The organism is Pseudomonas frederiksbergensis, from assembly GCF_035751725.1.
Taxonomy (GTDB): Bacteria; Pseudomonadota; Gammaproteobacteria; order Pseudomonadales; family Pseudomonadaceae; genus Aquipseudomonas; species Aquipseudomonas frederiksbergensis_A.
Genome location: NZ_CP142104.1, coordinates 3,764,294 through 3,790,258 on the forward strand (window position 1 = coordinate 3,764,294; position 25,965 = coordinate 3,790,258).

Sequence of the window (25,965 nt, forward strand, 5' to 3'; positions counted from 1 at the left end):
GTACTTGAGAATCATTCAACGACTCTCTAACCTGCTAATGCGTCCAGGGAGGACGCCCCCTCCCCCTCGACAGCAAATCGTCCCGGTTTCCCCTTCCTTGCGTGTAAAGTAACGGCCATAAGAATCCCAGGCAGGAATTGTGACCGTGGCTAAATCTTCCTTTGATATCAGCGCCAGTTTCGACAGCGGCAACATTGAGGTGGTGGACGTCAGCAACCCCTTGCAATCGTTGCTGAAGATCAGACCCGACACCCGCAGTGCCCATTTCCAGTGGTTCCACTTCAAGGCCAGCGGTTTGCACGTCGGCCAGGAATATTCCTTCCGCCTGCTCAATGCCAGCCAGTCCTCCTACAACAAGGCATGGACCGGCTACCAGGCTGTCGCTTCCTATGACCACGTCAACTGGTTCCGTATTCCTACGCAATTTGAAGGCGATGCCCTGCGCTTTCACCTGGAAGCCGAACAACCTCACGCCTGGTTTGCCTATTTCGAACCTTACAGCCGCGGCCGCCACGACTGGCTGATCGAACAAGCGCAGCACAAGGCCGGTACCGAACTGCTGGCGACTGGCAAGAGTGTCGAAGGCCGTGACATTCAATTACTGCGCAAGGGCAGTGGTTTAGAAGGACGGCGGAAAATCTGGATCATCGCGCAGCAACACCCTGGTGAACACATGGCCGAATGGTTCATGGAAGGCATCATCGAACGCCTCCAGCACCAGGACGATGCCCAACTGAACCGGTTGCTGGCCAAGGCCGATCTGTACTTGGTGCCGAATATGAATCCCGACGGCGCTTTCCACGGCCACCTGCGCACCAACGCGATGGGCCAGGACCTGAATCGGGCTTGGCAGAACGCCAGCCCCGAAATCAGCCCTGAAGTCTTTTTTGTACAGCAGCAAATGGAAAAGTATGGCGTCGATGCGTTCCTGGACGCTCATGGCGACGAAGAAATCCCCCACGTGTTCACGGCGGGTTGCGAAGGAAACCCCGGCTACACGCCGCGCATCGCCGAACTCGAAGAACGTTTTCGCAGCCACCTCAAACGCCAGACCAAAGATTTCCAGACCGCGCATGGCTACATCCGCGACGAACCAGGCCAGGCCAACATGACCTTGGCCTGCAATGCCGTCGGCCAGAAATACGACTGCCTGTCCCTGACGCTGGAAATGCCGTTCAAGGACCACGACGACCATCCGAACCCACGCACCGGCTGGTCAGGCAAACGTTCGATGCAACTGGGCAAGGACGTGTTGAGCACCCTCGAATCCATGGTCGACGAGTTGCGTTGACGAGCCACCCCCGGTACTCGTGGCGATAGCGCTTGTTCTTTCGCCACGGGTCGTACGGTTAGTCCCTGCCCCGCAACATGCTGCCCAACACCTCATCCCGGCGCACCCACCCGTGGAACAGCGCCGCCGCCAGATGCACCAGCACCGTCAGGAACAACAGGTAAGCCAGGTAGCCATGAGCCTTGCGCAACAGTGCAAAGGCCTGGGCATTCGCGGGCAGGATGGAAGGCAACCGAAGCGATTCGCTGAGCATCACCGGGTCTCCCGCTGCCGATATCATGGCCCAGCCCAACAGCGGCAGCACCACCATCAAGGCGTACAACAAGACATGCGAAGCCTTGGCCGCCAATGCCTGCCAGCCCGGAAGGTCGGCCGGCAGCGGTGGTACCTGCGTGGTGAAGCGCACCAGCAGGCGCACAATCACCAATAGCAAGATAGCGATGCCCAGGGGCTTGTGCAGTTGGAGCAACCACGCATGGCGCTCAGACACCGAGGCGACCATGCCAGCGCCGATGAACAACATGGCAATGACCATCAGGGCCATCAGCCAATGCAGCAGCCGAGCCAGCGGCGCAAAATGTCGAGGGGCATTCATGGACGGGACTCCTGAGTGGCGGGCAACTGGCTGACTTCGCTGGTACGGCGCAGATAGGAACTGGCGTAGGCAGCCGAACGCGCGGCCAACAGCGGATCATCGGAGCCTTCGATTCCGCTGGGCAGGATCAGCGGGTCATAGTTGATGTCACGGCAATCGCCGTTGTCCTGCGCCTGGGCGCGCTCCAACACCAGGGTACCGGCGTTGAGCACCTTGCGATCGGCGGGCCAGGCCTTGCTGGCGTCGTTGACCGGATCGCCCGGGTTGGCCAAGGTGATGTTCAGCTGCCAGCGCAGTGGCCCGGCAGCCAAGCGTTTGGTCAGGTCCTGTTCGAGAAAGTCGGCGCCTTGGGGTGGGGTCGCATCCGCCGCGTCCTGACTCATGGGTGCCACGCCCCAACGCACTGCCTGGCGTTGTCCGCCTGGGCCAACCAGGTAGAACGCATTGATGCCGTTATAGGTTTCAGTGGCATAGCTGGCCGAAGGCTTGGCCGTCTTGATCCATTGCAGGAAAGGCGCTGCCTCGGGATGCGCGGCAAAGAATGCCGGCACTGCCGCGGGGTTTGGCTTGCCCGTGGCCGGGTCCGGCGATTGGGCCTGTTGAAGCTGATAGAAGGCCTCTGGCGTAGCCACAGGGAACACCGGCATGCTGTTCATACCCGTGCGCCATTGCTGTCCGTCGGACTGGGTGAAACGCAACGCCAGGCTTCGGATCGGCACACTGCCGTCCGGTGCGTAGGGGTTACCGCTCGGCAGCGCAAAGCGGCCAACCACCGGCGTGCGCGGTTCATTGAACACCTGTGCGCTGGAGTAGGCACGGGCCTCGCCACTGCTTTCAAAATAACCGGCAACGCAGACGCCTTTGGAGTGATTGCGTCGGAAACCCGCATGGATCCCGTTGTTTGTTTCCAAGACATTGACCAGAGCCTTAGGCGTCAGGCGTTGTGGGTCGAGTGTGCCATTGACGTAGGCAAACGCCCCGGCCAACGCAGCAACGACCACGGCAATGGCCGTCAGGCGCAATGTCAGGCTGGCGGCGCTCAACGACGGCCGGCGTTCAGAAGAAGGGTCAACCATTGGGAGACTCCAAGGCACAAGGCCATTTGTGGAAAGGACCCGTCAGACGAAAGCCCAACGGGTTTATTCCCACGCTCCATATTTATTTTTACTTCGCTGGAATAATCTGGCTCCCGGATCGTCTTTCCATGCAACGCAGTCACTGCCCAGCGAAGCCACCGGCTCATGAACGAAATCGACGACCAGCTGCGCCTGCTCATCCCACGGCTACGACGTTTTGCCGTGTCGCTGACACGCAATCCCAGCAATGCCGATGACCTGGTCCAGGCCTGCCTGGAACGGGCCCTGTCGAAATGGAACGACAAGCGTGCGGACGGTGATTTGCGGGCCTGGCTGTTCTCGATTCTCTACCGCCAGTTCCTCGATGCCCATCGTCGTTCAAGACGGTACGCGCGCATGCTGGAGTTCTTCACCGGGCGCGACGATGCTCATCCGTCCGCGGAGCGCAGCGTCATTGCCCAATCGTCACTCCAGGCTTTCGATCAGCTACCTGCCGAACAGCGCGCGCTACTGCTGTGGGTATCGGTGGAAGGCTTGAGCTACCAGCAAGTCGCCGACATCCTGGACGTGCCGACCGGCACCGTGATGTCGCGCCTGTCACGCGCCCGCCAGGCCTTGCGTCAACTCAGCGACGGCGAAATCGCCCGCCCTGCCCTGCGAATACTCAAATGATCAGCATGCCCCCCAGCGACAACGACTTGCACGCCTACGTCGATCATCAACTGAGCGAAGCCGACCGGCAACAAGTGGAGATTTACCTGGCCAACCACCCTGCCGCGGCCAAGCGCGTGCGAGCCTGGCAACAGGACGCGCAGCACCTGCGCACGACCCTGAGCGCAGCGTTGCACCAATCCGCCAATCCGAACCTGGACCCGGCGACCATCCGTCAACGCCTCAAGCATCGAACCCACCGCCAATTGGCCAACGCGGCGGTATTGATGGTGGCAATCGGAGTCGGTGGATTCGGTGGCTGGCACGCCCGGCAAATGACCCTCCTCAGTGCCGCAGCCCCCATGGCTGACGCGCTGCAGGCGTATCGATTGATTGCCCAGCAAGGCATCTTGCCCGCCGACTACCAGTCAGGCGACAAGCAGGGTATGCAAGGTTGGCTGGATCGCTATTTCGCCCAGGCCGACCGCTTGCCGGACCTCACGGGAGCGGGTTTCAAACCGGTCAGCGGGCGATTGCTCAGCACCGATCAAGGCGCGGCAGCGATGGTGGTCTATCAGGATGCCGGCGGCCAGAAGATCAGCTTCTATATCCGCCCACCAGGCCCGAGAAATTTCCTGCTGCCCCGTGGCAGCCGGCGTGACGGTGAACTCCAGGCCGAATACTGGTCCGGACCTGGGTACAACTATGCGATGGTCATCCCGAGCGATACGTCGGCGGCGCAGACGCTCAAGCAGACCCTGGATTTCTGACAACACCTATCACCTTGTGGGAGCGAGCAAGTCCGCTCCCAAAGTCTGCAACGATGCGCAAGACTTCATTCACCCCTGCCTGAACACCTGCGAAGGCCTGCGCAGCAGGGGGTCGAACGGGTTGATCCGCGGTCCGATCAGGGCGGCTTCGCGCTTGAGCATTTCCACTACCGTCGGCAGGCGATCCGGCCCGAGCCGGTCGCTGATCGTCGCCACGCTCAACGCCGCCACGGCCCGACCTTCGCGATCGAGAATAGGCACGGCCACACCGGCCATGCCTTGCAGCACACCGGTGTTGCGCCCGGCATAACCCAGCGTGCGGACGTTTTCCACTTCCGTGCGCAGGAAGACCTCATCGTACAGATGAAAATCCTTGAGCCGCGGCAAGTTGTATTGAATCACCGTGTCGCGCTCTTCCTCCGGCAAGAACGCCAGGATCGCCAGGCTGCCCTGCCCCACGCCCAAGGCCACCCGGCCGCCGATGTCGCCGGTGAATGTACGGATCGGAAACGGCCCCTCGCTGCGATCCAGGCAGATCGCGTCGAAACCACAACGTGCCAGCAGAAAGAGCGAATCCCCCAGCGACGCCGACAACCGCAACATCGCGGGCCTGGCCAATTCCCGCAGGTTGCCGGTGTTGCCGGCGCGGGCGGCCAGGGCAAAGAAATCCAGGCTCAAGCGGTAGCGTTTGCTGCGCGCATCCTGCTCGACCATGCCCTCATCCATCAGGTTGCGCAGCAAGCGGTGCGTGGTGGGCTGGGAAAGACCGATGCGTTGGGCAAGTTGCGTGACTCGCTCGCCCCCCTCGGCCGTCTCGCCCAGGCTCCGCAGGACGGCAAACAACCGGGAGACCGAGCCGACCCCCACTTCACCCTTATCAATATTCCGTCCAGTGGAATCTGGCATATGGTTTCTCTTCAATAAATTTACTCACCGAATGAAACTGAAAATAGTCATCGCTTCAGTGAAATAGTCAGTTGAGCCCATCCTATTCTTCGTCCTACTCTGCGTCCAGACAGGGGCGATTCGAACAACAGCGGCAGCCGACTTGAAATCGAGCGCCAACGCACCCCGCGACATCCTTTCGTATCTGCCCATACAAAAAAGCGCGCCTTGCGGCGACGCATAACAATCTCAGGTGGAGCGCAGTCATGGCTTTCGTGCAACTTCAAGACTTGAGCAAACGGTATGGCGACCTGGACGCCGTGGTCGCCACCAACCTCTCGGTTGAGAAAGGCGAATTCGTCTCCCTGCTGGGGCCGTCGGGTTGCGGCAAGACCACCACCCTGCAAATGATTGCCGGCTTCGTCGAAGCCAGCAGCGGCCGCATCCTGCTGGATGGGCGCGACATCACCCACGCCAAGCCTGCCAGCCGCGGCCTGGGCGTGGTGTTCCAGAGTTACGCGCTGTTTCCGCACATGTCCGTCAAGGACAACGTCGCCTTCGGCTTGCGCATGCGCAAAGTGCCCAGCGCCGAATTGCAATCGCGGGTTGATCGCGTACTCAAGCTGGTGCGCCTGGACCGGCATGCCGAGCGTTACCCACGAGAGCTTTCAGGCGGCCAGCGCCAGCGCGTGGCACTGGCCCGCGCGCTAGTGATCGAGCCTCCGGTGCTGCTGCTCGACGAGCCGCTGTCCAACCTCGACGCCAACCTGCGCGAAGAGATGCAGTTCGAAATCCGCCGTATCCAGCGCGAAGTCGGTATCACCACGCTGATGGTCACGCACGATCAATCCGAGGCGCTGTCGATCAGCGATCGGGTCGTGGTCATGCAGGCCGGCCGTATTACCCAGATTGACGCGCCCTACACTCTTTATGAACACCCGCGCACCGAGTTCATCTCCGGCTTCGTCGGCAAGGCCAACCTGCTGCCCGGCGAGCGTGACAGCGCCGGCGTCGTGCAAGCCTGCAGCGCTGGTCAAGGCGCGCTGACCCTGAGCCTGCGTCCGGAAAAAATCGACCTGTGCGCTCCCGGGTCCGGGCGGCTGCAAGGCACCGTCACCAACCGTTTCTTTCTCGGCAGCCAATGGCTTTATGGCGTTGCCACCAGCCTGGGTGAACTCAGCGTAGTGCGGCGCAACGACGGCTCGGCGCCCCTGGCCGAAGGCACCGCCGTCGGCCTGGACTGGGATCCCACGTTGCTGCGGGTGTTGAGCGCCGACGAGGTGCTGGCATGAAGCTGCTCGACGCCATGAAGCGCGGTCGCCAAGGCTACTGGATGTCGGCGCCGGCGCTGGCCTTGTACCTGGGCCTTTTGGTGATTCCCCTTGGCCTGACGCTGGTGCTGTCATTCAACGTCTTCGACTACGGCTCGGGCATCAACAGCGAGGCGTACACCTTCGAGCACTACACCAGTCTGCTGGGCGACCCGTACTTCTACGAAATCTTCCTGCGCACCTTCTGGATCAGTGCCCTGACCACGCTGCTGTGCGTGGTGATCGGTGTACCCGAGGCCTACATCCTCAGCCGCATGGGCGCGCCGTGGCGTTCGATCTTCCTGATCCTGATCCTCACGCCGTTGCTGATTTCGGTGGTGGTGCGAGCGTTCGGCTGGAGCTTGCTCCTCGGCGCCGATGGGCTGGTCAACCAGACGCTGCAAGCCCTTGGCGGCTCGCCGATGAAACTGCTCTACACGCCGTTCGCGGTGGTCATCGCCCTGGTGCACGTGATGCTGCCGTTCATGATCATTCCGGTGTGGACCTCATTGCAAAAACTCGATCCAGCCGCCGAACAGGCCGCTCTTTCCCTGGGCGCGAGCCAATTCACGGTGATCCGCAAGGTGGTGCTGCCACAGATCATGCCTGGCGTGTTGTCCGGCACGTTGATCGTGTTCGGCCTCGCCGCCAGTTCGTTCGCCATCCCCGGCCTGCTCGGCGGGCGTCGCTTGAAAATGGTCGCCACGCTGATCTACGACCAATACCTGTCGGAACTGAATTGGCCGATGGGTGCCGCCATCGCCGTCGCGCTGTTGCTGCTCAACCTGCTGATCATGCTGTCCTGGAACCGCATGATCGAAGGCCGCTACAAGAAGTCATTGGGGTAACTCTTCATGTCCAGGAACGGTCCTTTCGCCCTGTTGTTTCATGCCTTGGTGGTGGTGTTCATGCTGGCGCCGCTGGTGGTGGTCTGCCTTGTCGCCTTCACGCCGGAAAACACCTTGAGCCTGCCCACTACGGTGTTTTCCCTGCGCTGGTTTCGCGCCGTGTTCGAGCGCGCGGATTTTGTCGATGCGTTCTACAACAGCCTGATACTGGCGTTCAGCGCGGCCTCGCTGGCGACATTGATCGCCGTGCCGGCGGCGTTGGCGATCACCCGGCTGGAGTTCCCAGGCCGAGACTTCTTCAACGGCCTGTTCCTGTCACCGATCATCATTCCGCACCTTGTGCTGGGCGTCGCGCTGCTGCGGCTGTTTGCACTGATGGGTGTGAATGGCAATTTCAGCTGGCTGATCTTCGCCCATGTGCTGGTGATCACGCCCTATGTGCTGCGCCTGGTATTGGCCTCGGCCATCGGCCTGGATCGCAGCGCCGAACAAGCTGCGCAGTCATTGGGGGCCGGTCGTTTCACCCTGTTCCGGCAGATCACCCTGCCCATGATTTTGCCAGGCGTCGCCGGAGGCTGGCTGCTGGCGTTCATCAACAGCTTCGATGAAGTCACGCTGTCGATCTTCGTCACCTCGCCGGCCACGCAGACTTTGCCAGTACGCATGTACGTCTATGCCACCGAATCCATCGATCCGATGATGGCGGCGGTGTCGGCGCTGGTGATCGCGCTGACAGCGCTGACGATGATTCTGCTCGATCGGGTCTATGGCCTGGATCGGGTCCTGGTAGGCAAACAATGAGGGCGCCATGGCTCTGCTGAAACGACTGGCCGAAAGCGATCGCCCGGCCCTGAAGTTCATGCTCGACGGCGAACCGGCCAGCGGCTTGCTGGGCGATACCGTGCTGACCGCCGTGCTGACCTGCAGCGAACACGTGCGCGGCAGCGATTTCAGCGCAGAGCCCCGTGCCGGCTTCTGCCTGATGGGCGCGTGCCAGGATTGCTGGGTCCGCCTGGGCGACGGCCGCCGCGTGCGCGCTTGCTCCACAATGCTCGAAGCCGGCCAGCAGATCAGCCGCGAACCGGGGCGCCAGGTATGAAACCCATCGTCATCATCGGCGCCGGCCCCGCCGGTATCCGCGCTGCGCAAACCCTGGCCGCCCATGGCATCTACCCGGTCCTGTTGGATGAAGCCGCGCGCGGTGGCGGGCAGATCTACCGGCGTCAGCCCGCGAACTTCACCCGTTCATCGGACAAGCTGTATGGCTTCGAAGCAGCAAAGGCCAACGCTATCCACCAGACGCTGGAGGAGTTGCGCCAGCAGCTCGATTACCGTCCCGACACGCTGGTATGGAACGCCGAAGCCGGTCAGCTGGACACCTTGCACGAGGGCCGCGCCGCTCGCCTGGACTACGCCAGCGTGATCGTCGCAACGGGTGCCACCGACAGGATCCTGCCGGTGCCTGGCTGGACACTGCCGGGGGTCTACAGCCTGGGCGCGGCGCAGATCGCCCTGAAGTTCCAGGGTTGCGCCATCGGCGAGCGAGTGGTGTTCGCGGGCAGCGGGCCGTTGCTGTACCTGGTGGCGTACCAATACGCCAAGGCCGGCGCGAACGTTGTCGCGGTTCTCGACAGCTCGCCGCTGAGCGCCCAGGCGCGCGCCCTCCCCGGCCTGCTCGCGCAACCGGCGACGCTCGCCAAAGGACTCTATTACCGCGCCTGGCTGACGACTCATGGTATCCCGGTACATCAAGGCGCCAGCCTCACGCTCATCGAGGGTGAGCGCCGAGTGCAATCGTTGAACTGGCGCAGAAAAACAACCGAGCGCACCCTCGATTGTGATGCAGTCGCCTTCGCCCATGGCTTGCGCAGCGAAACGCAACTGGCCGATCTGCTGGGCTGTGAATTTGCCTGGAGCCCGCTCAACCGTGCCTGGCTGCCGCAACGCGACAGCGCCGGACGCAGCAGCTCGGCCGGGGTCTACCTGGCCGGCGACGGCGCCGGGATCATGGGCGCCGACGCCGCCGAAATGGCCGGAGAGCGGGCGGCCCTGGCGCTGCTCGAAGACCTGGGGTACCGAGTCGACCCGCAACGTTGCGCCCAGCTGGAACAGTCCCTCGAACGCATCGGCCATTTCCGCCAGGGCCTGGAGCGGGCCTTTGTCTTTCCCGAGGATTGGGCGAGCCGCGCGACCGACGACTTGATGATCTGCCGCTGCGAAGAGGTCAGCGTCGCAGATATCCGCCAGGTGGTGGGCGAAGGTCACTGGGAGATCAACCGGGTCAAGGCCCATTGCCGGGTCGGCATGGGGCGCTGTCAAGGGCGGATGTGCGGTGCCGCGGCAGCAGAAATCATCGCCCGTGAAAGTGGCCGCGCCGTTCGGGACATCGGTCGACTGCGGGCACAGGCGCCCGTCAAACCCGTGCCGTTTGGCCTGGAGGTGGAGCCATGATCGAGGTCGATGCGGTGATCATTGGTGGCGGCATCGTCGGCGCCTCGGCGGCGTTGTTCCTGAGCAAGGCCGGCCGTCGCGTGGCGCTGTTGGAGCGGGACTTCTGCGGCTCGCATTCCAGCGGCGTGAACTACGGCGGCGTGCGGCGCCAGGGCCGTCCGTTGTCGCAACTGCCGCTGTCGCAACGGGCGCATGAGATCTGGGGGCAATTGCCGCAGTTGATCGGCATTGACGGCGAGTATCAGCGCAGCGGCCATCTGAAATTGGCTCGCAGTCTCGATGACTTGCGTGCGTTGCATGACTACGCCGCCAGCAGCCAGGGCTTTGGCCTCGATTTGCAACTGCTGGATCGCGACGAATTGCGCAGGCGGTTTCCGTGGGTCGGCACCGTGGCGGTCGGCGCCTCGCTGTGTCCGGATGACGGTCACGCGAATCCGCGCCTGGTCTCGCCAGCATTTGCCCAGGCGGCCCGCAGGCATGGCGCGCAGGTGCATGAACAGTGCCCGGTCAGCCAGGTAACGCACGACGGCCAGCGCTTTGCCGTGCGCACCGAAACCGCTGTCGAATTCCGCGCACCTTGGCTGCTGAACTGCGCCGGGGCCTGGGCGAGCCGCTTCGCCGCGCAGTTTGGCGAAGCAGTGCCCATGCACGCCGGGCACCCGGCGATGCTGGTGACCGAGCCGCTGCCTGTGGTAATGGACGCCAGCACCGGCGTCGAGGGCGGCGGCATCTATGCCCGACAAGTCGCCCGGGGCAATTGCGTACTGGGCGGCGGCCAGGGTTTTGCGCTGGACGATGCCCGCGCCCGTCCCGGCCAGAGCGCAGTTATCGAGATTCTGCGCCAAGCCGTCGAACTCTATCCGTTCCTCGAGGGCGCCCAGGCGATCCGTACCTGGAGCGGCACCGAAGGCTACCTGCCCGATCGCCAACCGGTGATCGGCCCCAGCAGCACCCAACCCGGTCTCTTGCACGCGTTCGGCTTTGCCGGCGCGGGCTTCCAGATCGGCCCGGCGGTGGGCCAGGCGCTCACCGAAATCATCTGCAGCGGGGCCTCGTCCACGCCGCTGGATGCGTTTTCAATCACCCGGTTTCACTCCATCTCCGTTGCTTGATAGAGGAAGGTCGCGCCAATGAATAACGTCAAACGCAGTGCACTGTTCGGTTTCTGCTCGCTGGGTTCCGCTTGCCTGGGCGCCCTGCTCCCGGTCACCCAGGCCTTGGCCGAGCCGACGCTTTACCTGGGCATGAACGGCGGCACCATGGAGCGCCTGTACGCCGACAAAGTCTTGCCGGCCTTCGAGAAAGCCAACAACGTCAAGGTGGTGATCGTGCCGGGCACTTCGGCCGACATCCTGGCCAAGGTCCAGGCCAGCAAGGGCAACCCGCAGATGCACGTGATGTTCCTGGACGACGGCATCATGTACCGCGCCATCGCCATGGGGCTGTGCGACAAGCTGCAGGACAGCGCGCCCCTGGCGCAGATCCCGGCCAAGGGCCGCATCAAGGACCAGGCCGTCGCCGTCAGCCTCGGCGTCACCGGCCTCGCCTACAACACGCGGCTGTTCAAGGAAAAAGGCTGGAGCACGCCGACCTCGTGGATGGACCTGGCGGACCCACGGTTCAAGGACAAAGTAGTGTTTCAATCCGTGGCCTCATCCACCTTCGGCCTGCACGGTTTCCTGATGTTCAACCGGATCCAGGGCGGCAGCGAAACCGATGTCGAGCCAGGCTTCAAGGCCTGGCCGAATACGGTAGGGCGCAACGTGCTGGAGTACATTCCCAGCTCGGCGAAAATCTCCGAGATGTTGCAGACCGACGAAGCGGCGCTGTTCCCACTGACGCCGACCCAGGTGACCGCGCTGAAACTCAAGGGCATGCCGGTCGAATACGCACAACCGAAGGAAGGTGCGGTGGTCCTGAACGTCGCCGAATGCGCCGTCGCCCAGAACAGCGAACCTGAACTCGCGCAAAAACTTGCGGCGTTCCTGCTGACGCCCGAAGCCCAGGCGATCGCCCTGGAAGAAGGCGATCAGATTCCGTCCAACCCCAACACACCGACCACCGACAAGACGCGTGGCCAGGTAGAAGCAATGAAGCAGTACCTGGAAACCGCGATCGCGGTGGATTGGGATCAGGTCAACGAACAACGCCCGGCCTGGAACGCACGGTGGAACCGCAGCATCGAGCGCTAGGGCCGCTGGCGCTGCCTTTTTTGTTTATCATGCGGGCCTGCGCGGGTTTCACCTGCGCTCGGCCCCTTGATAACAGCGATCGCCACCATGCACACCCTCACCCAACTCCAAACCGGCCAACTGTCGGGCATTACCCGACTAAAGCTGTCATGCGGCCTGACGGAGTTTCCCCAGGAAATTTTCGATCTCGCGGACTCGCTGGAAATCCTCGACCTGAGCGGCAACCTGCTCGACACGCTGCCAGCGGATCTCAATCGCCTGACTCGCCTGCGAGTGTTGTTCTGTTCGGATAATCGCTTCGTCGAACTGCCTGAGTGCCTGGGCCGTTGCAGCGCATTGACCATGGTCGGCTTCAAGGCCAACCGCATCGAGCGCGTGACCGGCGCAGCCTTGCCACCCCTGTTGCGCTGGCTGATCCTGACCGATAACTGCATCAGCCAGTTGCCGGAGGAGCTGGGCCGGCGTCCCCACCTGCAAAAATTGATGCTGGCAGGCAACCGCCTGCGGCAGTTGCCGCAAAGCCTCGCACAGTGTCATCGCCTCGAATTGCTGCGTGTTTCCGCCAATCAACTGGCCGAGCTGCCGTCGTGGTTGTTGGAAATGCCGAGTCTCAGTTGGCTGGCCTACGCGGGTAACCCGTTGGAAGCTGAAGCCAATGCCCAGGCGCTGCATGTCGCCACACCGATCGACTGGTCCCAACTGAGCTTGCAACAGTCGTTGGGCGAAGGGGCATCGGGCGTGATCCACCAAGCGCTATGGCAAACGCCAGGCCAGGCCGGGCGCGACGTCGCGGTGAAGCTCTACAAAGGCCAAATGACCAGCGATGGCTCGCCGCTGCATGAAATGCATGCGTGCATCACCGCTGGCAAGCATCCGAACCTGATCGAGGTGTTGGGTCAGGTCAACGGTCACCCCGAGCACCAGGAAGGGTTGGTGATGGCCCTGATCGGCCCCGATTACCGCAACCTGGCCGGGCTGCCGAGCCTGGAATCCTGTACGCGTGACGTCTATCCCGACGAACTGCGCCTGCGCGCCGATGTGGCCGTGCGCATCGCCCAAGGCATTGCCCGTGTGGCGGGTCACCTGCATCGGCGAGGCCTGACCCATGGGGATCTGTATGGCCACAATATCCTCTGCAACGACCAGGGCGATTGTTTACTGGGGGATTTTGGCGCGGCGTCTTTCCATGCCCCGGTTGATGACCGGCAGACCCGCGCGTTGCAACGCATTGAAGTGCGCGCCTTCGGGATTTTGCTGGGGGAGTTGCTGGCGCGGATCGAACCGGCGTCCAGTATCGAGGATCTTTCACGATTGAAGGATCTGGAGGCGCGCTGCTGCCAGCCGGATGTACTGGCGCGGCCGGGGTTTGACGAGATAGAAGGTCTACTGCACTAGCGTGGCGAGGGAGCTTGCTCCCTCACCGCTGCGGCTTCGGCTTAACCCGCCAGGCCGACAAACATGTCCTGCACGTCGTCGTGGTTGTCGAGACCTTCGAGGAACGCCTCGACTTCGGCCATCTGCTCGTCGGTCAGGCCGCTGACCGGATTCTTCGGCTGATAGCCCAGTTTGGCGGACAACACGGTAAAGCCCTGTTCCGGCAACGCCTTTTGCACGGCATCAAGGTCGGCAGGATCAGTGATGAACAACGTCGCGCCGTCCTCGCCCGGTTCGAAATCCTGGGCACCGGCCTCGATGGCGGCCATTTCCGGATCAGCATCGGGGCTGTCCGGGGCGGCTTCGATCATGCCCACGTGGTTGAAGTCCCAGGCTACCGAACCCGACGCGCCGAGTTGGCCCTTGCGGAACGCAACGCGAATCTCGGCCACGGTACGGTTGATGTTGTCGGTCACGCACTCAACGATCAGCGGCACCTGATGGGGCGCGAACCCTTCGTAGGTCACACGATGGTATTGCACGGTTTCGCCAAGCTGGCCGGAACCCTTCTTGATCGCACGCTCCAGGGTCTCGCGGGGCATCGAAGCCTTTTTAGCCTGCTCGACCACCAGCCGCAGGTGTGCGTTGGTGGCGACATCGGCACCGTTTCGCGCCGCAATGGTGATTTCCTTCACCAGCTTGCCGAAGATCTTGCCCTTGGCGTTGGCAGCCGCTTCTTTGTGTTTAACCTTCCACTGTGCGCCCATTACTCACTCTCTTGTCTGACGCGCCGAGACATCTGCCGGCCGGCGCTGTGGCGCAAGTTTATACGGCCTAAACCGGCTGATCGACCAAAAAATCGCGGCGGCCCAATCGACATTTTCACAACATGCTGTAGGGGGTTTCTGAAATAGCGATTTGGGGACAGCGTCACGCGCCGGGGTTTCGTACCCTTTGTACTCTCTCCCTCAGCCAGGATGGGCCGCGATGCGCAACGACACGGAACACCCTTTCAGCTTGACGATCATCCAAAGCGATATGCGCTTGCAGGTCCTGAGGCTCAACGGCCAGGAAGCGCTCAATCAACCGTACCGCTTCGACCTCGACCTGATTGGCCTGATGCCGCCGATCAGCCCTGACGTTTTGCTCGGGCAAGCAGCCTTCCTACGCCTGGAAGGTCAGGCGGGCATACATGGCGTCGTGCACAGCATCAGCCTGACCGCGGGTGCTGCGCATCGCGTTGGTTATCGCGTGACGCTGGTTCCTTACCTCCAGCAGTTGGAACAAGGTCCGCGGCGGCAGATCTTTCATCGGCTCAGTGTCGTAGAGATCTTGCAGAACCTGCTGGAGGACAACGCACTGCCTGCCCATAGCTATCGCTTCGAACTGCCAAATGGGCAATATCCGCGTCGCCCGTTTTGCATCCAGTACGAAGAAAGCGACCTGACGCTGCTGCAGCGCTTATGCGAAGAGGAAGGCATTCACTACCATTTCGAACATACGCCCCAGGGCCATGTCCTGGTGTTTGCGGAGGACCCAAAGAGCTTTCCTTTACAGTCGGCTGGACTGCTCTCGCACGCAGAGGCGGATAAGCGCGGCACTATCACGCGGTTGTATCAACGCCATCACTCGGTCCCCCCTGGGCCGCCCGAAGGGTTTCGTGATCGGGCAGTGGCCGAGGAAACCAACCCCACGTTACCGGTCCCCCAGGATTCAACGCACGAAAGAATGCGTGACGACCCCGCGAAAACCCACCGTTTCCAGGCGGGCCGGCGGCGTCTCGAACGGTTGCGCTATCGAAAACGGGAGATCCACGGGCATACCACCTCCTCGGCCATGCGCAGCGGTCATATCGCACAGATCGATGGGCATCCGGTATCGACGTTCAATGATCAATGGCTGATTACAGAGGTCCGGCACCGTGGACGGCAATTCTCCATCCTGCAGAGGAACCTGCCGGACACACCATCGGCCAAGCATTACCGCAACCGGTTCTGCGCGATTCCCTGGTCTTCCGTGTACCGACCGCCCATCAAGCATCCCAAGCCATGCATACCCGGTTATCACCTCGCCTATGTGCTCGGCCCGACAGGTCAGGCTGCGACGCCCGACGACCAAGGTCGGATCATGGTCAGCCTCTGGCGTCGCGATGATGAAGGCATTGTGCTGCCCGTGTCGCGCCTTGCGACCGACAACCCACCTTCCTGGGTGGGCGGCAGCGAGGTACTGGTGAGCTTCCTTGACGGTGATCCCGACCGGCCGGTGTTGTGCGCCAGATCGCTCCAACCCGTCCCGGACAACGGCGGCCCCGTATCAACGTCCCCCTCGACGACGGGCAACAACGATGTGAACCTTCTATTCGACTGGCTCTTGAATCCACCGGACATGACGCCTTGAGGAAATCCCGTGGCCTGGTCGAGAACGGGCTCCCCGAGGCTGATGGCAAGACCATTCGGCGAGCGAATCATAAATTCATCGGGTCAACTTGATCTGCCTCATGCGAACCCAACGAAACGGGCATACAGTCCAAGCACAACGCTGCCCAGACAGCGCTTTACCCTGACGACTGGAGATACCCGCATGCCCTGGAAAAATTCCACAAACCGCTACAGTACCGTCACGGTCACCTTGCACTGGTTGATGCTGGTGCTGCTGGCCGTGGTTTATGCCTGCATTGAGTTCCGGGGGATTTTCCCCAAGGGCAGCGACGGTCGAACGTTGATCAAGGAAGCGCACTTCATGCTTGGCCTGACCGTGTTCGTGCTGGTCTGGCTGCGCCTGTTCGCCCGAAGCATGGGCAAGGCACCCGCAATCTTTCCGGCATCTCCCGCCTGGCAAACCTTCCTGGCGCGCCTGATGCACTGGGCGTTGTACCTGTTCATGGTTGCCATGCCACTGCTGGGTTGGCTGATCACCAGCGCCGAAGGGCATCAGGTGATGTTCTACGGTTTTGACTTACCGTTGCTTGTCGAGCCGGACAAGGCGTTTGCCGAGCAACTGGAAGGCTGGCATGTGCTTGGCGGCACCGTCGGCTATTGGTTGATTGGCCTGCATGCGTTGGCCGGGCTGTATCACCATTATGTGGTGCGCGATAACACGTTGCTGCGGATGCTGCCCAAGCGCGGTTGAGCACCGCTTACTCAAGTCCCCGGCGGCCCTGCAAACCGCCGGTGTGAACGAAGATCAAGCGAGTGCCCGGCTCGATCGCACCGGCCTCGACGCGAGCCTTGAGCAACATCAGCGCCTTGCCGGTGTAGAGCGGCTCCAGTTCGATGGCCTGGGTGGTTTCGATGAACGCGGCGAGATCACTGTCAACCCGGCCGAAGCCACCACGGCTGCCATCAAACAGCTCATAATGCGGATCGGCAAGGCCCGCTGCACTTACGATGCTTTCGACGTTCTGCCTGACGCCATGGCCTTCGGGCACCGCCAGGACGCCATGCACCGGGCGTTTGCCTGCTTCAGCCAGCACCAGGCCCGCGAGCGACGTTCCGGTGCCGCAGGCCAGCCACCAGCCGTGATAGTCCTCCCAGCCCAACGCCGCCAGTTGGTCACGTGCACAGCTCGCCCAGGTCATGCAGCCTTGTGCACCCGGAAGTCCCGCACCGCCTTCCGGCACGGGCCAGAAGCCAGGGTATTGCGACTGCCAAGGCGTCCAGAAGTTTGCGTCATGACGCCTGCGGTATCCTTCGTAACCCAACCAGTGCAGCGTCATGCCGAACGCTTTCAGGTCCAGTACCGTCGGCGTTTCCCGAGGATGGCCCCGCAACAACCCCACCGTTGGAAAACCGAAGCGCTTGCCCGCAGCGGCCAGCGCGTGCAAATGATTGGAATAAGCGCCGCCCAGGCTCATCACACCTGCCGCACCGGCCTGATGGGCAGCGAGCAGGTGGTGAAGCAGCTTGAACCATTTGTTGCCGCTGATCAGCGGATCGATCCGGTCCAGGCGCAAGACCGCCACTTCGACGCTGGCGTGGGCGAGCCAGTCCAAGTGAAGGCGTTCGAGGCGAGGTTGGGGATGCCAGTCTAGGGCGGGAAGAAGCATGGCTGCGGGCCGGGTGGAAAACAGGCCAATATGTTAACAGCTGGTCGCGGACTCCCTGGCATCCGAAGAAACGGTGGGCGCGAGCAGGCTCGCTCCCACCGAGGATCCCGGGAGTCTACACAATTGCGCCTTACAACTGCGCCGCCAACCGCGAACCCTGGTTGATCGCACGCTTGGCATCCAGCTCCGCCGCCACGTCGGCACCGCCGATGAGGTGGACCGTTTGCCCAGCCGCTTCCAAGCCATCCTGCAACTCGCGCAGCGGATCCTGGCCGGCGCAGATGACCACATTGTCCACCGCCAACACTTGCGGCTCGCCCGTTTCGCCGATGCGAATGTGCAGGCCCTGATCGTCGATCTTCAGGTACTCGACGCTGTTGAGCATCTGCACCTGCTTGTTTTTCAGGCCCGTGCGGTGAATCCAACCGGTGGTCTTGCCCAGGCCGTCGCCGACCTTGGACTTCTTGCGCTGCAACAGGAACACCTGCCGCGCCGGCGCATGGGGTTGAGCCTTGATCCCGGCCACGCCGCCGCGGGCCTGGAGGTGCGTATCGATACCCCACTCCTTCCAGAACGCTTCGCGGTCCTGGCTGGTGGCAACGCCCTGATGCACGAGGAACTCCGACACGTCAAAGCCGATCCCGCCGGCCCCAATCACCGCAACGCTACGGCCAACCGGTTTACGCTCGAGAATCACGTCCAGGTAGCTCAACACCTTCGGGTGCTCCACACCTGGAATCGCCGGGACACGCGGCGCGATGCCGGTGGCCAGGATGATCTCGTCGAAACCGCCAGCCACCAGTTGCGCCACGTCGACCCGGGTGTCGAGACACAACTCGACGTGGGTGGTCTGCAACTTGCGCTTGAAATAACGCAGTGTTTCGAAGAACTCTTCCTTGCCGGGCACACGCTTGGCAATGTTGAACTGCCCGCCAATTTCACTGGCCGAATCGAACAGCGTCACCTGATGGCCGCGCTCGGCCGCTACGGTGGCGGCAGACAACCCGGCTGGGCCGGCGCCGACCACGGCGATTTTTTTCACGTGGGTCACGGGCAGGTAGTTGAGTTCAGTCTCATGGCACGCCCGCGGGTTCACCAGGCAACTGGTGAGCTTGCCGCCGAACGTATGGTCCAGGCAGGCCTGGTTGCAGCCGATGCACGTATTGATTTCGTCCGCCCGGCCAGCGGCAGCCTTGTTGACGAAATCCGGGTCCGCGAGGAAGGGCCGTGCCATGGATACCATGTCGGCGTCGCCCTCGGCCAGGATTTGCTCGGCGACCTCGGGCGTATTGATGCGGTTGGTGGTGATCAGCGGAATGCTCACCGAACCACGCAGCTTGGCGGTGACTTTACTGAACGCCGCCCTCGGCACCTTGGTGGCGATGGTGGGAATACGCGCTTCATGCCAACCGATGCCCGTGTTGATGATTGTCGCGCCGGCCTGCTCGATGGCCTTGGCCAACTGGACGATCTCTTCCCAGGTGCTGCCCCCTTCCACGAGATCGAGCATCGACAGACGGAAAATAATGATGAAATTCGGGCCGACCGCCTCGCGTACGCGACGCACGATTTCCACTGGCAGGCGCATGCGGTTTTCGTAGCTGCCGCCCCAGCGGTCGGTACGGTGGTTGGTGTGGGCCGCCAGGAACTGGTTAATGAAATAGCCTTCCGAGCCCATGATCTCGACACCGTCGTACTCAGCCTTCCGGGCCAGTACCGAACAGGTGACAAAATCACTGATCTGCTTTTCGATGCCCTCTTCGTCAAGCTCTTTTGGCTTGAACGGGTTGATCGGCGCCTGGATCGCGCTCGGCGCCACCTGCTTGGGGCTGTAGGCATAGCGGCCGGCATGGAGAATCTGCATGCAGATCTTGCCGCCCGCCTCATGCACCGCGCGCGTCACGATCTGGTGCTTGAGCGCTTCTTCCTCCGTGGTCAGCTTGGCCGCACCGGAATAAACGCCACCCTCGTCGTTAGGGCCGATCCCGCCGGTTACCATCAAGCCCACGCCGCCCCGGGCGCGCTCGGCAAAATAGGCCGCCATGCGCTCGAAGCCACCGGGCTTTTCTTCCAGGCCGGTGTGCATCGACCCCATCAGGGTACGGTTGCGCAGCGTGGTAAAGCCCAGGTCCAGCGGGGCCAGCAAATGCGGGTAATGAGGGGCGGTCATCGGTAACTCCACAATGGGCGATCACGGAAAAATGTGGAAGCTCTGTGGCCTCCATCAGTCATGGGTGACAGCGTAAGAGTCGGAACCGGAGCGCTCAATGACCGAAACGGACAAGTTAATGATCAAAATGTGCAACACAATCGGCACGCCAATCATTCGCTACTGCTCGACAGACGGCTGCCCGCCCTTTCGCTAATCCTTTGTTTTACCGTACCCTGCCCGGTGTCCTGATGAAAAATCACGAACCTGTAAGCGGCCGTTGACTGTCCCCATGCGCAAATTTCTGTACCTGCTCCTCTCACTGGCCTTGATGGCTGCCGTTATCACTTACGCGCTGTGGACGGCGGATCGTCCAGTCGGCCATTACCTGTCAGACCTGCGCATCAACGTGGCGGTCGACCAGGGTACGCCCGCCGATCGGGGCAACTTGCTCGGTATCCAGCCTGAGCTCTTTCCCACCGACTACCAAAGTCCTGGACGCCTGCGGCGCAAGTTGGCCGCCTATCTGCAGGCGGCGCGCGACCAAGGGCTTCTCAACGACAAAACCATCGTGGTCCTGCCTGAGCACATCGGGACCTGGCTGATGGTCAGCGGCGAAAAAGACGAGGTGTATCAAGCCGCCACGTTGAAACAAGCCATGCATTGGCTCGCCGTCAGCAATCCGTTGGCCTTTCTTCGTGCCTTGGCGGGCGCCAAGGGCAATAGCCGCCTGGACGATGCTTATCTGCGGATGAAAGCAGACGCCATGGCCCAGGATTACCAGGCGCTGTTCGGTGGCCTGGCGAAGGAGTTCGGCGTGACCCTGGTGGCCGGCTCCATCGTGCTGCCCGAGCCGAGCGTCAGCGAAGGTGAGCTGACGATCGGTCGCGGCGCGCTCTACAACAGCAGCCTGGTATTCGGCCGCGATGGCCGTCCGATCGGCCAACCCGTGCGTCAACGCCATCCAGTATTCGACCAGCGGGACGTGCTCGAGGCGGAAGAAACCCAGGCTTTCGTGGCCATAGACACACCCGCCGGTCGCCTGGGCGTGCTGATCGGCAGCGACAGTTGGTATCCGCTTCATTATCGGCAACTTGATGAGCAGCACGTGCAATTGATCGCCGTGCCTGCCTTTGTCATTGGCCGCGATACTTGGGACAAGCCCTGGGCAGGCTACAAAGGCCTGTCCACGCCAAGCGAAGTGAGCCTCAAGCCCGGCGAGATAACCGAAGGCCAGGCTTGGCGTCGCCTGACGTTGACCAGCCAGGTGCCGGTCAGCCAGGCCAAGGGTGGCGTCAGTGTGTTCTTGCGTGGCCAGTTCTGGGACAACGGCAGTACCGGCCAAAGCTTTATCAGCCATAGCGGCCAGCAGTTCCCCGATGGCGAAGCGCGTGGCGCCCGCCTGTTGAACCTCTGGCTGTGAGCATCAAGCCCCAGCCGATGCGCCTGGGCGACCTGTCCGTGGGTTTCGTCCACAGCCTTGCCGACGCAGTGGCCAGCCATGGGAAGGATCCGCAGCCATTGCTCGAACAATACGGCCTCGACACGGCGCGCCTGGCCGAACCCGGGGCGCGCCTTTCGATTCCCCGCTACATGCGCCTGGGGCATGCCGCGATCCAATTGACACAAGACCCGGCCCTGGGACTGCGCATGGGGCAGCTCAGCCGCTTGAGCCAGGCCGGGCTCGCAGGTGTTACCGCCGCGCAGGCGCCGACCGTACGAGAAGCCGCGCGGTGCATGATCCGCTTCGAGCCCCTGTATGGTTCCAATTATCGTGGGCAATCGAGCTTCCATGAGGACGCCCGAGGCGCGTGGCTGCGGTTCTACTCCATCAGTCCCTATAACGCCTATAACCGCTTCGTCGTGGATTCGATTCTTGCTGGCTGGCTTACGCAGTTGTCCAGCGTGAGCGAAAGGGTGCTGCACGCCGAACGCATCGACATCGAATTCGAGGAGCCTGCCTATGGGCAGGCCTACCAGATACTGGGCAACTGCCCAATACAATTCGGTGCCGGGCAAAACCAGCTGCGCCTGGGCCTGGAAAGCCTCGCCCAGCGCAACCCGCAACACTGCCCCAGTACCTGGCGGCACTTGGTTCAATTATGCGAAAGGGAACTGGAACAACTGACTCGCACGCGCACCTTGCGTGAACGCATCATTCAATTGCTGGGGCCTCTGCTCAGCGGTGGTCGGGAACCAGGCCTTGAAGAAGTGGCGACGCGCCTGAAGCTGCCAACCTGGACGTTACGCCGCAAACTTGCGCAAGAAGGTACGCAATTCAGGGCGATCCTCAACGACACCCGTCGAGACTTGGCCATGACGTACATTCGCGACACGGAACTGGCATTCGGCGAAATCGCCTACTTGCTGGGGTTCGCCTCGGCGGAAGCCTTCCAACGCGCGTTCAAGCGCTGGAACAACCAGACGCCGGGGGATTTTCGCCGCAGCCGCAAGGGAACATGAGCGTCAACTCCCAGCGCCAGCCGTCTTCATGCCTCGTTGTTCCAAGCCAATACCGGCCCGCCCTTACAGCTCAGTCGCGTCTTCGGCGGGTTCCAGTGGGTCCAGCTCATAGGCCTGGTATTCCAGCAGCTCTTCCTGATAGTCGTCCATTGCATGTCCTTCCCAATCGTTGAACCAAAGCCTGATGGCCTGGAATCAGCATAAAGCTGCCATGTGAATAAAACATGAAGCCAAGGCCTCATGAATTAAACGTAGCACAGCATCTGGGATTTAAAGCCAGGACATGTAGCAAGGGATTACCACCCTTGCTACAGCGACTCAGGAGGCCGGAAGCGGTTGGATCGGTTCTGTCGGCGCAGGCAAAGTGCTGGCCGGCGGCGCAGTGATGGTTTCCGTTGAAGACGGCGCGTAGGACTCGGGCTCGCTCGGTGCGATCGGCGCGGGCTCGACGGGCGGCGCAACCGGCTCCGATGCGGCGGGCGCAGGTTCGGCCGGCGCCGGGGCAGCCTGCTCGACCGGCGCGGCGGGCGCGGGGGCTGGCGCAGGCTCCGGTGCTTGCAATGCCGCAGGGGCTTGGGCTGGGACCGGAGCCAAGGCAGCCGGTTCGGTCTTGGGTTCCGGCACGCCAAGCTCGGTTTTCGGCTTGTCGACGTTTTCGACGGCTTTCTTGGCTTCCGGTGGCAGGAACAGCTCCACCAGCGCAAAGAAGCGCTCATAGAACTTGGCCGCCGAAACGGTCTCGCTGGCCACCTTGACCATGGAATCGTCCGATGAACCGATCGGCATCGAGACCGATCCCAACACGCCCACGCCCAGGCTGGCGGAGTTGTTGATTTTCTTCAGGGCGTAACGGTCCTGCAGGGCGTTGGCGAACATAGTGGCGCGATGGCCCGGGCCACCATCCTCGGCGCAGACCAGGTTGAAGCTGATCTCCATGTGGGTATCGCCAGTCTGCTGGAAACTCTTGTGGCCGCTGACCAGCTTGGGGTCGCTGCTGGTGATGATGTAGCCCTGGCTGAGCAATGCCCGACGCCCTGCTTCACAGGTCGCCACGTCAGTCACCGGATAGGTTCGCGAGAACGTGCCGGAATCATCAAAGTTCTCGTGCTCGTAAATGGCCGTTTTCTTTGAAGAACAGCCAGCTGCGACAGTCAGCAGCAATGCCAGCCCAACGGTGCGCATGTGAAATGATCTGAACATTGAACATCCTGGAGAAAACAGTCCGGCGCGTATTGTGCAACAGAACGCCGCCGGGCAGCTTGGGTAATCGTGTCTCAAAGGGGTTACAAGTCTACGGGGGCTTTCCCACGGGAAAAAGACACACGGAGGACGAATCGGCGCACATCCCCGCTTGCGGCAATACACAGATACAAAAAGACCCCGGCATTTCGGCCGGGGTCTCGTCGCAGACGCATCAGGTTGCTCAGAAGCGCTTGATGTCCGCCTCGCTTTCCAACTGCTTGCGGAACGCCGCGAAGTCCTGCTGACCAACACGGGACGCCAGGTAGCGGCGGTACTCGGCCTTTTCTTCCTCGGTCGGTGCCGCGCCTTCGTTGACGCCGTTCAAGCGCAAGACCGTCACGCTGCCGTCAGGCAGGGTCACGCTCGCGAACGTCGGTTTGTCCTTGGACTCCGGCTTGGACATGCGGAACAGCGCCTGCAGCACAGCAGGATCGATGCCTTCCTGGCTGCGGGTTGCCGCTTCGACAGCTTTCCATGACTGGCCATTGACAGGCTTGTCCAGGGCAACCTTGCCATCACGCAGGCTGGCGATCAGCTCGTCGGCCTGGGTCTTGGCATCGGCGCTGGCGTGTTCCTTGGCCAGCTGGGCGCGTATGGGTCCGGCGACGCTTTCCAATGGCATTTGCGCAGGCTTGCGGTGCTCTTTGGCACGCAGCACCACGACCGTTTCCGGGTCCAGCTCGATGGCCGTGCTATTGGCTCCCTCTTCCAGCACTTCCGGGCTGAACGCAGCAGTGATAACGGCGCGGTTGGCCGCAATCCCTTCACCGCCCTCCCGACCGAACGGTGCCGATGTGTGCACGGTCAGCTTGAGGTCCTGGGCAGGTTGCGCCAGGTCCGAGGCCTCGAACGAAGCGTCTTCCAATTGCTTGGTCGCCTCGACGAAACGCTGCTCGACCTGCTGGGCCTTCAGATCGCGCGTCAGCTTGTCCTTTAGGCTGGCAAAGGTCGGGACTTCAGGCGCTTCGACACCCAGCAGCTTGATCAGATGCAGGCCGAAATCAGTGCGCACCGGTGCTGAAACCTGATCCTTGCCCAAGGCATACAGCGCCTTTTCAAATTCAGGATCGTAGACGCCAGGACCGGCAAAGCCCAGGTCACCACCATTGTTCGCCGAGCCCGGATCCTGGGAATACTCTTTCGCCAGGGCTTCGAACGATTCGCCTTTGGCCAGGCGGGCCTGGATTTCCTCGATCTTCGCCTTTGCCTGGGCTTCAGTGACCTTATCGTTCACTTCGACCAGGATATGCGCCGCACGGCGCTGCTCGGACAAGTTGGCGATTTCTTTCTGATACGCCGCTTGCAAGTCTTCATCCTTGACGCTGACCTGATCGAAGAAAGAGGCTTTCTTCAGCTCGAGGTAATCGATGACCACCTGATCAGGCGTCATGAATTCCTTGGCGTGCTGATCGTAGTAAGCCTTGACCTCGTCATCGGTCAGCTTCACCGCCGATGGGTCGGCCTTGAGGGTGAGCGTGGCGAAGTCGCGGGTCTGCTTTTCCAGGCGGGCAAACGCCAGCACCTGGGCATCGGTGACAAAACCGCTGCCAGCGAGACCTGCACGCAGTTGGCCGATCAGCATTTCCTGCGCCAGCATCTGGCGGAATTGCAGACGACCGTAACCCAACTGACGGATGACCTGGTCGAAACGCTCGGGACTGAACTTGCCGTCGACCTGGAATTCAGGCGTCTGCAGGATCACCTGATCCAGCGCCGCTTCGGAAAAAGCGAACTTCGCGTCATGGGCGCCTTGCAGCAACAGCTTGCGGTCGATCAGGCCCTTTAGCGCCGAGTCGCGCAGCATCTTCTCGTCCAGCAAGGAAGCGTCGAAATCCTTGCCCAACTGTTGCATGAGCTGGCGGCGTTGCATGTCGACCGCTTGGCTCAGCTCGTTCTGGCTGATTTCTTCGCCGTTGACCTTGGCCGCTTCATTGCTATTCGAGGTGGCTTGAAAAATGGCTTCGAAACCGGTCAACGCCATCAATGCGACGATGATCCCGATGATGGTCTTGGCAATCCAGCCTTGTGAATTGTCCCTGATATTCTGCAGCATGCGTCCCCCAGAAACGGTTGAACTTCAAATTTAGGCAACCGTGGAGCGTGGGTAGAATCCGGATAGAAGAAAGGCGCATCCGAGGATGCGCCTTCTCGTAACTGGCGGAGCGGACCGGGCTCGAACCCGCGAGCCTCGGCGTGACAGCCCGGATGTTACCGGACGCATTACCGCTCCGCTGCCAAGCCAGGCATGACCCCGACCCGGATAAACTCAGTGAAACCTTAGTTAACGGCTTCTTTCAGCGCTTTGCCAGCCTTGAAGCCTGGCTTTTTGGCAGCAGCGATTTGCAGCGTCTTGCCAGTCTGCGGGTTGCGGCCAACACGTGCTGGACGATCAGTCACGGAGAAGGTACCGAAACCAACCAGAACAACGGAGTCGCCGGCCTTGAGAGCGCCAGTGACGGATTCGATTACAGCGTCCAGCGCACGGCCAGCAGCAGCTTTCGGGATATCAGCGGATGCAGCGATAGCATCAATCAGTTCCGACTTGTTCACTCTAAGTCCCCTTATATCTATTTGAGATGATTCTAAGTTTTTTTGGTGAAAGCAAAAACGAGTGCTGAATGGC

The 25,965-nt window shown here is 61.8% G+C and carries 24 protein-coding genes; 15 read left to right on the forward strand and 9 right to left on the reverse strand.

What is annotated here, in order from left to right:
* Positions 1 to 139: 139 nt before the first annotated feature.
* Positions 140 to 1,291: a M14 family metallopeptidase gene (locus VQ575_RS16645; RefSeq protein WP_325918004.1), complete on the forward strand. Its 1,152-nt coding sequence runs from the start codon at positions 140 to 142 to the stop codon at positions 1,289 to 1,291.
* Between the two features lie 58 nt (positions 1,292 to 1,349).
* Here the strand turns inward: VQ575_RS16645 and VQ575_RS16650 are convergent, their stop codons facing one another.
* Positions 1,350 to 1,886, reverse strand: a complete 537-nt coding sequence (locus VQ575_RS16650; RefSeq protein ID WP_198725285.1) for a cytochrome b — start codon at positions 1,884 to 1,886, stop codon at positions 1,350 to 1,352.
* Positions 1,883 to 2,962: a catalase family peroxidase gene (locus VQ575_RS16655; protein ID WP_039589155.1), complete on the reverse strand. Its 1,080-nt coding sequence runs from the start codon at positions 2,960 to 2,962 to the stop codon at positions 1,883 to 1,885. Before VQ575_RS16655 ends, VQ575_RS16650 begins: the two co-directional genes overlap by 4 nt.
* Positions 2,963 to 3,127: 165 nt before the next feature.
* On the opposite strand from VQ575_RS16655, the gene VQ575_RS16660 reads away from it, so the two are divergent.
* Positions 3,128 to 3,634 (forward strand): sigma-70 family RNA polymerase sigma factor, encoded by a 507-nt coding sequence (locus VQ575_RS16660; RefSeq protein ID WP_039589154.1) that lies wholly within the window; start codon positions 3,128 to 3,130, stop codon positions 3,632 to 3,634.
* A complete protein-coding gene (locus VQ575_RS16665) occupies positions 3,631 to 4,383 on the forward strand; it encodes an anti-sigma factor family protein (RefSeq protein WP_039589153.1) in 753 nt (250 codons plus the stop codon). The genes VQ575_RS16660 and VQ575_RS16665 overlap by 4 nt, the downstream gene beginning before the upstream one ends.
* A 69-nt stretch (positions 4,384 to 4,452) precedes the next feature.
* On the opposite strand, the gene VQ575_RS16670 is transcribed toward VQ575_RS16665, so the two are convergent.
* Positions 4,453 to 5,289 (reverse strand): IclR family transcriptional regulator, encoded by an 837-nt coding sequence (locus VQ575_RS16670; protein ID WP_039589152.1) that lies wholly within the window; start codon positions 5,287 to 5,289, stop codon positions 4,453 to 4,455.
* A 245-nt stretch (positions 5,290 to 5,534) separates the two neighbouring features.
* Between VQ575_RS16670 and VQ575_RS16675 the strand changes: the two genes are divergently transcribed.
* The 8 genes from VQ575_RS16675 (at position 5,535) to VQ575_RS16710 (ending at position 13,464) form a co-directional block, all read left to right on the forward strand.
* Positions 5,535 to 6,560 carry an ABC transporter ATP-binding protein gene (locus VQ575_RS16675; protein ID WP_039589151.1) on the forward strand — a complete coding sequence of 342 codons (1,026 nt, stop codon included), beginning with the start codon at positions 5,535 to 5,537 and terminating at the stop codon, positions 6,558 to 6,560.
* Positions 6,557 to 7,426: an ABC transporter permease gene (locus VQ575_RS16680; protein ID WP_198725283.1), complete on the forward strand. Its 870-nt coding sequence runs from the start codon at positions 6,557 to 6,559 to the stop codon at positions 7,424 to 7,426. The genes VQ575_RS16675 and VQ575_RS16680 overlap by 4 nt, the downstream gene beginning before the upstream one ends.
* A 6-nt stretch (positions 7,427 to 7,432) precedes the next feature.
* Positions 7,433 to 8,227 carry an ABC transporter permease gene (locus VQ575_RS16685; protein ID WP_039589149.1) on the forward strand — a complete coding sequence of 265 codons (795 nt, stop codon included), beginning with the start codon at positions 7,433 to 7,435 and terminating at the stop codon, positions 8,225 to 8,227.
* 7 nt (positions 8,228 to 8,234) lie between these two features.
* Positions 8,235 to 8,525: a (2Fe-2S)-binding protein gene (locus tag VQ575_RS16690; RefSeq protein WP_039589148.1), complete on the forward strand. Its 291-nt coding sequence runs from the start codon at positions 8,235 to 8,237 to the stop codon at positions 8,523 to 8,525.
* Positions 8,522 to 9,877, forward strand: a complete 1,356-nt coding sequence (locus tag VQ575_RS16695) for an FAD/NAD(P)-dependent oxidoreductase (protein ID WP_325918006.1) — start codon at positions 8,522 to 8,524, stop codon at positions 9,875 to 9,877. The genes VQ575_RS16690 and VQ575_RS16695 overlap by 4 nt, the downstream gene beginning before the upstream one ends.
* Positions 9,874 to 10,989 (forward strand): NAD(P)/FAD-dependent oxidoreductase, encoded by a 1,116-nt coding sequence (locus VQ575_RS16700; protein ID WP_039589146.1) that lies wholly within the window; start codon positions 9,874 to 9,876, stop codon positions 10,987 to 10,989. The genes VQ575_RS16695 and VQ575_RS16700 overlap by 4 nt, the downstream gene beginning before the upstream one ends.
* 18 nt (positions 10,990 to 11,007) lie before the next feature.
* Entirely contained in the window at positions 11,008 to 12,069 is a 1,062-nt protein-coding gene (locus tag VQ575_RS16705) for an ABC transporter substrate-binding protein (RefSeq protein WP_039589145.1), read from the forward strand.
* Between the two features lie 87 nt (positions 12,070 to 12,156).
* On the forward strand, positions 12,157 to 13,464 hold the full coding sequence (locus tag VQ575_RS16710; RefSeq protein WP_325918007.1) for a leucine-rich repeat-containing protein kinase family protein: 1,308 nt from the start codon (positions 12,157 to 12,159) through the stop codon (positions 13,462 to 13,464).
* A 41-nt stretch (positions 13,465 to 13,505) separates the two neighbouring features.
* Here the strand turns inward: VQ575_RS16710 and VQ575_RS16715 are convergent, their stop codons facing one another.
* Positions 13,506 to 14,210: a YebC/PmpR family DNA-binding transcriptional regulator gene (locus tag VQ575_RS16715; RefSeq protein ID WP_039589143.1), complete on the reverse strand. Its 705-nt coding sequence runs from the start codon at positions 14,208 to 14,210 to the stop codon at positions 13,506 to 13,508.
* A 220-nt stretch (positions 14,211 to 14,430) separates the two neighbouring features.
* Between VQ575_RS16715 and VQ575_RS16720 the strand changes: the two genes are divergently transcribed.
* Both VQ575_RS16720 and VQ575_RS16725 read left to right on the forward strand, forming a co-directional pair.
* Complete coding sequence (locus tag VQ575_RS16720; protein WP_325918008.1) at positions 14,431 to 15,840, forward strand: type VI secretion system Vgr family protein; 1,410 nt, start codon at positions 14,431 to 14,433, stop codon at positions 15,838 to 15,840.
* A gap of 183 nt (positions 15,841 to 16,023) precedes the next feature.
* Positions 16,024 to 16,572: a cytochrome b gene (locus tag VQ575_RS16725; protein ID WP_039589141.1), complete on the forward strand. Its 549-nt coding sequence runs from the start codon at positions 16,024 to 16,026 to the stop codon at positions 16,570 to 16,572.
* A gap of 7 nt (positions 16,573 to 16,579) precedes the next feature.
* On the opposite strand, the gene VQ575_RS16730 is transcribed toward VQ575_RS16725, so the two are convergent.
* Together VQ575_RS16730 and VQ575_RS16735 are read right to left on the reverse strand one after the other, a co-directional pair.
* Positions 16,580 to 17,488 carry a 1-aminocyclopropane-1-carboxylate deaminase/D-cysteine desulfhydrase gene (locus VQ575_RS16730; RefSeq protein WP_039589140.1) on the reverse strand — a complete coding sequence of 303 codons (909 nt, stop codon included), beginning with the start codon at positions 17,486 to 17,488 and terminating at the stop codon, positions 16,580 to 16,582.
* A 130-nt stretch (positions 17,489 to 17,618) separates the two neighbouring features.
* Positions 17,619 to 19,658, reverse strand: a complete 2,040-nt coding sequence (locus VQ575_RS16735) for an oxidoreductase (RefSeq protein ID WP_198725277.1) — start codon at positions 19,656 to 19,658, stop codon at positions 17,619 to 17,621.
* Positions 19,659 to 19,929: 271 nt separating this feature from the next.
* Between VQ575_RS16735 and VQ575_RS16740 the strand changes: the two genes are divergently transcribed.
* Both VQ575_RS16740 and VQ575_RS16745 read left to right on the forward strand, forming a co-directional pair.
* The gene (locus VQ575_RS16740) at positions 19,930 to 21,060 is read left to right on the forward strand and encodes a carbon-nitrogen hydrolase family protein (protein WP_325918010.1); all 1,131 of its coding nucleotides are present in this window, start codon (positions 19,930 to 19,932) and stop codon (positions 21,058 to 21,060) included.
* Between the two features lie 2 nt (positions 21,061 to 21,062).
* The gene (locus VQ575_RS16745; protein ID WP_039589416.1) at positions 21,063 to 22,100 is read left to right on the forward strand and encodes an AraC family transcriptional regulator; all 1,038 of its coding nucleotides are present in this window, start codon (positions 21,063 to 21,065) and stop codon (positions 22,098 to 22,100) included.
* A gap of 318 nt (positions 22,101 to 22,418) precedes the next feature.
* On the opposite strand, the gene VQ575_RS16750 is transcribed toward VQ575_RS16745, so the two are convergent.
* The 3 genes from VQ575_RS16750 to VQ575_RS16760 all read right to left on the reverse strand — a co-directional run bounded on the left by VQ575_RS16750 (position 22,419) and on the right by VQ575_RS16760 (position 25,892).
* Entirely contained in the window at positions 22,419 to 23,300 is an 882-nt protein-coding gene (locus VQ575_RS16750) for a DUF2242 domain-containing protein (RefSeq protein ID WP_039589137.1), read from the reverse strand.
* 223 nt (positions 23,301 to 23,523) lie between these two features.
* Positions 23,524 to 25,395 (reverse strand): SurA N-terminal domain-containing protein, encoded by a 1,872-nt coding sequence (locus VQ575_RS16755; protein WP_198725273.1) that lies wholly within the window; start codon positions 25,393 to 25,395, stop codon positions 23,524 to 23,526.
* Positions 25,396 to 25,619: 224 nt separating this feature from the next.
* The gene (locus tag VQ575_RS16760; RefSeq protein WP_008077714.1) at positions 25,620 to 25,892 is read right to left on the reverse strand and encodes an HU family DNA-binding protein; all 273 of its coding nucleotides are present in this window, start codon (positions 25,890 to 25,892) and stop codon (positions 25,620 to 25,622) included.
* Between the last annotated feature and the right edge of the window lie 73 nt (positions 25,893 to 25,965).

Excerpts from the sequence above, each read along its gene's own strand:
- VQ575_RS16650 (WP_198725285.1), bottom strand. The coding sequence starts at position 1,886 with ATGAATGCCCCTCGACATTTTGCGCCGCTGGCTCGGCTGCTGCATTGG.
- VQ575_RS16655 (WP_039589155.1), bottom strand. The coding sequence starts at position 2,962 with ATGGTTGACCCTTCTTCTGAACGCCGGCCGTCGTTGAGCGCCGCCAGC.
- VQ575_RS16660 (WP_039589154.1), top strand. The coding sequence starts at position 3,128 with ATGAACGAAATCGACGACCAGCTGCGCCTGCTCATCCCACGGCTACGA.
- VQ575_RS16665 (WP_039589153.1), top strand. The coding sequence starts at position 3,631 with ATGATCAGCATGCCCCCCAGCGACAACGACTTGCACGCCTACGTCGAT.
- VQ575_RS16670 (WP_039589152.1), bottom strand. The coding sequence starts at position 5,289 with ATGCCAGATTCCACTGGACGGAATATTGATAAGGGTGAAGTGGGGGTC.
- VQ575_RS16675 (WP_039589151.1), top strand. The coding sequence starts at position 5,535 with ATGGCTTTCGTGCAACTTCAAGACTTGAGCAAACGGTATGGCGACCTG.
- VQ575_RS16680 (WP_198725283.1), top strand. The coding sequence starts at position 6,557 with ATGAAGCTGCTCGACGCCATGAAGCGCGGTCGCCAAGGCTACTGGATG.
- VQ575_RS16685 (WP_039589149.1), top strand. The coding sequence starts at position 7,433 with ATGTCCAGGAACGGTCCTTTCGCCCTGTTGTTTCATGCCTTGGTGGTG.
- VQ575_RS16690 (WP_039589148.1), top strand. The coding sequence starts at position 8,235 with ATGGCTCTGCTGAAACGACTGGCCGAAAGCGATCGCCCGGCCCTGAAG.
- VQ575_RS16695 (WP_325918006.1), top strand. The coding sequence starts at position 8,522 with ATGAAACCCATCGTCATCATCGGCGCCGGCCCCGCCGGTATCCGCGCT.
- VQ575_RS16700 (WP_039589146.1), top strand. The coding sequence starts at position 9,874 with ATGATCGAGGTCGATGCGGTGATCATTGGTGGCGGCATCGTCGGCGCC.
- VQ575_RS16705 (WP_039589145.1), top strand. The coding sequence starts at position 11,008 with ATGAATAACGTCAAACGCAGTGCACTGTTCGGTTTCTGCTCGCTGGGT.
- VQ575_RS16710 (WP_325918007.1), top strand. The coding sequence starts at position 12,157 with ATGCACACCCTCACCCAACTCCAAACCGGCCAACTGTCGGGCATTACC.
- VQ575_RS16715 (WP_039589143.1), bottom strand. The coding sequence starts at position 14,210 with ATGGGCGCACAGTGGAAGGTTAAACACAAAGAAGCGGCTGCCAACGCC.
- VQ575_RS16720 (WP_325918008.1), top strand. The coding sequence starts at position 14,431 with ATGCGCAACGACACGGAACACCCTTTCAGCTTGACGATCATCCAAAGC.
- VQ575_RS16725 (WP_039589141.1), top strand. The coding sequence starts at position 16,024 with ATGCCCTGGAAAAATTCCACAAACCGCTACAGTACCGTCACGGTCACC.
- VQ575_RS16730 (WP_039589140.1), bottom strand. The coding sequence starts at position 17,488 with ATGCTTCTTCCCGCCCTAGACTGGCATCCCCAACCTCGCCTCGAACGC.
- VQ575_RS16735 (WP_198725277.1), bottom strand. The coding sequence starts at position 19,658 with ATGACCGCCCCTCATTACCCGCATTTGCTGGCCCCGCTGGACCTGGGC.
- VQ575_RS16740 (WP_325918010.1), top strand. The coding sequence starts at position 19,930 with ATGCGCAAATTTCTGTACCTGCTCCTCTCACTGGCCTTGATGGCTGCC.
- VQ575_RS16750 (WP_039589137.1), bottom strand. The coding sequence starts at position 23,300 with ATGTTCAGATCATTTCACATGCGCACCGTTGGGCTGGCATTGCTGCTG.
- VQ575_RS16755 (WP_198725273.1), bottom strand. The coding sequence starts at position 25,395 with ATGCTGCAGAATATCAGGGACAATTCACAAGGCTGGATTGCCAAGACC.